This is a genomic window from Geminicoccus flavidas (genome assembly GCF_009806515.1).
Taxonomy (GTDB): Bacteria; Pseudomonadota; Alphaproteobacteria; order Geminicoccales; family Geminicoccaceae; genus Geminicoccus; species Geminicoccus flavidus.
The window spans coordinates 1-3802 of the sequence record NZ_WUJP01000169.1; the positions used below are offsets into that span (position 1 = coordinate 1).

Annotated in this window: 5 protein-coding genes and 1 pseudogene; 2 read left to right on the forward strand and 4 right to left on the reverse strand. The window is 65.0% G+C overall.

Annotated features, from left to right (window positions below; genetic code table 11):
- The 4 genes from EQG76_RS04575 to EQG76_RS04590 form a co-directional block, all read right to left on the reverse strand.
- The coding region (locus EQG76_RS04575; protein ID WP_235031206.1) for an alanine--tRNA ligase-related protein at positions 1 to 281 on the reverse strand (281 nt) is incomplete at its 3' end.
- A 42-nt stretch (positions 282 to 323) separates the two neighbouring features.
- Positions 324 to 1385 (reverse strand): recombinase RecA, encoded by a 1062-nt coding sequence (gene recA / locus EQG76_RS04580; protein ID WP_159711001.1) that lies wholly within the window; start codon positions 1383 to 1385, stop codon positions 324 to 326.
- A gap of 150 nt (positions 1386 to 1535) precedes the next feature.
- Positions 1536 to 1751, reverse strand: a complete 216-nt coding sequence (locus tag EQG76_RS04585; RefSeq protein ID WP_200840556.1) for a DUF1674 domain-containing protein — start codon at positions 1749 to 1751, stop codon at positions 1536 to 1538.
- A complete protein-coding gene (locus EQG76_RS04590) occupies positions 1748 to 2179 on the reverse strand; it encodes a DUF1476 domain-containing protein (protein ID WP_200840557.1) in 432 nt (143 codons plus the stop codon). The genes EQG76_RS04585 and EQG76_RS04590 overlap by 4 nt, the downstream gene beginning before the upstream one ends.
- 5 nt (positions 2180 to 2184) lie before the next feature.
- On the opposite strand from EQG76_RS04590, the gene EQG76_RS04595 reads away from it, so the two are divergent.
- Both EQG76_RS04595 and EQG76_RS04600 read left to right on the forward strand, forming a co-directional pair.
- On the forward strand, positions 2185 to 2946 hold the full coding sequence (locus EQG76_RS04595; protein WP_159711003.1) for an NRDE family protein: 762 nt from the start codon (positions 2185 to 2187) through the stop codon (positions 2944 to 2946).
- Between the two features lie 674 nt (positions 2947 to 3620).
- Positions 3621 to 3802, forward strand: a pseudogene (locus tag EQG76_RS04600) (hypothetical protein); the annotation flags it as partial.

The following is a 3802-nucleotide window of genomic DNA, read 5'->3' on the forward strand; positions in this document are numbered from 1 at the left end:
CCCAGCATCTCGAAGAAGGTGTGATGCCGGGCGGTATAGCCGACATTGTCCAGATCGTTGTGCTTCCCACCAGCACGCACGCATTTCTGCGCCGTAGTCGCACGCACGTAGTCGCGCTGCTCGAGCCCGGTGAAGACGTTCTTGAACTGGACCATGCCTGCGTTGGTGAACAGCAGGGTAGGGTCGTTATGGGGCACCAGCGGACCCGAGGCGACGATCTCGTGATCGTGCCGGCCAAAATAATCCAGGAACTTCGAGCGGATCTCGCTGACGCTGGCCATGGGTCGTCCGAAAGGAAACAGGATACGGCGATCGAGGACCGCTCAGTCCTCGATCGTGCGGTCTTCGTCAAGCAAGGCGGCGGCACCGGAGATGCCAGCACTCTGCCGGATGGTGGTCTCCAGCTCGGCCGCGACCTCAGGGTTCTGCACGAGATAGGACTTGGCGTTCTCGCGCCCCTGCCCGATCCGCGTGTCCTTGTAGGAGAACCAGGAGCCGGACTTCTCGACCACGCCTGCCCGGATGCCGAGGTCGATCAGCTCGCCGGTCTTGCTGACACCCTGGCCGTACATGACGTCGAACTCGACCACCTTGAACGGCGGGGCGACCTTGTTCTTGACGACCTTGACCCGGGTCTGGTTGCCGACGACCTCGTCCTTGTCCTTGATCTGGCCGATGCGGCGCACATCGAGCCGGACCGAGGCGTAGAACTTCAGCGCGTTGCCGCCGCTAGTGGTCTCGGGGCTGCCGAACATCACGCCGATCTTGCTGCGGATCTGGTTGGTGAAGATCACCATGCAGCGGGAGCGGCTGATCGATGAGGTCAGCTTGCGCAGGGCCTGGCTCATCAAACGAGCCTGGAGGCCGGGCATCTGGTCGCCCATCTCGCCTTCGAGCTCGGCCTTGGGCACCAGCGCCGCTACCGAATCGACCACCACCACGTCGATGGCGCCGGAGCGGACCAGCGTGTCGGTGATCTCCAGCGCCTGCTCGCCGGTGTCCGGCTGCGAGATCAGGAGATCGTCGATGTTGACGCCGAGCTTCTTGGCATAGGTGGGGTCCAGCGCATGCTCCGCGTCGACGAAGGCGCAGGTCCCGCCGTTCTTCTGCGCTTCCGCGATGACGTGGAGGCAGAGCGTGGTCTTGCCCGATGCCTCCGGCCCGTAGATCTCGACGACCCGGCCGCGCGGCAGCCCGCCAATGCCAAGGGCAATGTCGAGGCCGAGAGAACCGGTGGAAATGGTCTCGATGTCGGCGCCGGCCTGGGACTGGCCCAGGCGCATCACCGAGCCCTTGCCGAACGCGCGCTCGATCTGGCTGAGCGCCGCGTCCAGCGCACGCTGCCGATCGCCGCCCTCGCGCCGCTGAACCGAAGCTTCCGCCATGGATGCAACTCCTATCGGTGACGCCCGGCCCTGCCGCGGGTCACCTTGCCGCTGCCCGTCGTGCTCGGGCGGATACACGAAATTGCCGTTGCGCGCGACGATCTGTCCTGCTTGGTCCGCACGGCCCCGGCCGGAATCAGGCCGGAAGGCTCAGAAGTCGAAGCAGCGCCCGTCCTTCTCCCAGTCGCCGAACCTGGTCGGCTCCGGCCCCTTCGGGCCGTTCTGCTCGCCTGCCGGCTGTACCGGGCCGACCAGTGCGGGATCGGCCGGCACCGGATCGGCCAGGCGCTTCTGCCCGGCCTCAGGCCGCGGGACTGGCCGCCCCTCGGGCAGGACCGGCATCTTCTCTGGCCCCGGCCGGTTCATTCCGCCTTGACCGAAGCGCGCGCGCTCGCCTCGAACTGCTGCAGATATTTCTCGATCATGTGGTCGGAGATCGACTTGCCCGCCGCGGCCACGTCCGCACGGACCTTCTGCACCACGTCGTCGTCGCCCGGGCGTTCGAAGTCGGCCATCACCACGTCCTTGGCATAGGCCGCGGCCTCGTCGCCATGCAGATCGAGATAATCGTTCGCGATCTTCAGACCGAGCAGCTTGTTCCGGCGATTGCGGACCTTGAAATAGATTTCCTGATCGTGCCGGAATCGCGCCTCCTCGCTACGCTCCCGATCATCGAAGGTCGTCATCGTGGCTCCTGCTGGCTTCATCGTCCCAGGACACCAGATATAGGGAGCCACCCTGCCCAACGCCAGCGCGGCGGGCGGCAAAACGGCGCTTTCCGCCAGGAGAATCAACGGCCTTGTGCACCCTCGTGATCTGCCGCCGGCCGGACCATGCCTGGCCGCTCCTGGTGGCCGCCAACCGCGACGAGATGACCGGCCGGCCCTCAGCGCCGCCCGGCCGTCTCTGGCCGGACCAGCCGGAGATCCTGGGCGGGCTCGACCAGCTGGCCGGCGGAAGCTGGCTGGCGTTATCGGACACGGGCGTGCTGGCGGCGATGCTGAACCGCAAGGGCACACTCGGGCCACTGCCCGGCAAGCGCAGCCGCGGCGAGCTGGTGCTGGATGCGGTCCAGCACCTCTCGGCGCAGGAGAGCGCCTCTGCCCTGGCCGAGCTGGACGAGCGCGCCTTCCGCCCGTTCAACCTGATCGTTGCCGACAGCAGGGCGGCGTTCTGGGTCCGCCACGGCGGCGATGGACCGATCCGGGTGGCACCGGTGCCGGACGGCGTCTCCATGATCGATTCCGGCGAGTTGAACGACCCGGCCTCGCCCAGGATCGCCCGGTTCCGCGGGCCGTTCAGCGCCGACCTGCCCGACCCGGCGAGCGGTGACTGGTCGGGCTGGCGTCTGTTGCTGGCCACGCCCGCACCAACCGGCCGCGATCCGGGCGAGGGCCTGCTGATCCGCCGACAGGATGGCTATGGCACTGTCTCCTCCAGCCTGGTCGCCCTGCCGGCCGATCTGACGGTGCCTCCCGTCTGGCTGCACGCCGACGGCCCGCCCGACCGCGTGGACTTCCAGCCGGTCGCGACGGGCACGTCCGACCAGCCTCATGACTGAGTCGTCCCGGGCCGCCGTTCCGGCCTCCTGTCGGTGCCAGCATCCTGTTTCCGGCGGAACCTTGCGCCGTGATGAAGAGTTCCCCTGCGTGCCCGGAGCCACCGAGTGTCAGGTGACGGCACTTGGGAACAAGGCAATTGCGGAAACAGAGAAATTTTACAAGAAGTCGAGCGTTCCTTGACAGTCTGAAGGAAAAGACTGCCATGACAGACGACTATTTGCCATAGAGTGATTTATCCGGTCAAAACCTGTAATGGATGCAATCTCGTTTGTACGCAATCGGACAGACGAGCTGATCTGGATGCTTCAAGGGTCTGCCAGCAAGTGCCATGTAACTGTATGGCATTGCTCAGTAACTGGGTGATCTGTGGGTGGTTTCTGACATTCTGCATAAACGCCGCTGTTCGACCTGCGGCTGTCCGGTCGCGGCATAGCAGGCGTGCGTGCTGCCTGAACGAACCACCCTCAGGAGGATCAATGGCAATGCTCACCGCGGCATTGGACATCCTTCTCTATCAGGATCAGCCAGATCCTGCGTCATGCCCCATGTGAGCGTTGAGTTCGCACGAGGTCTGGCAGGGTACGCCCGGCCAGATCAAGCAAATGCATCTGACAGAACTGGTACGTCCGCTCCATCGTCACGGCCCTGACTAGAGTAAAGGCAGAAGCTTCTCATGCAGACACCGATCGGTATTCCGTGGTATCGGCGAGAGGTTTATCCAGAGTTGCGGAAGCTGTTCGTGGATGGCGATCGCCTGCCGCGTGACTATGATCAATGGCTGGATTCGGCCACGCAGGGCTTTGCGCAGATCCAGGCGCAGGGCGGACTGCCGCTCAAGGTGTATCTCGATCCTCG

Coding starts and splice junctions, on each gene's coding strand:
- recA (WP_159711001.1), bottom strand. CDS start 1,385: ATGGCGGAAGCTTCGGTTCAGCGGCGCGAGGGCGGCGATCGGCAGCGT.
- EQG76_RS04585 (WP_200840556.1), bottom strand. CDS start 1,751: ATGAACCGGCCGGGGCCAGAGAAGATGCCGGTCCTGCCCGAGGGGCGG.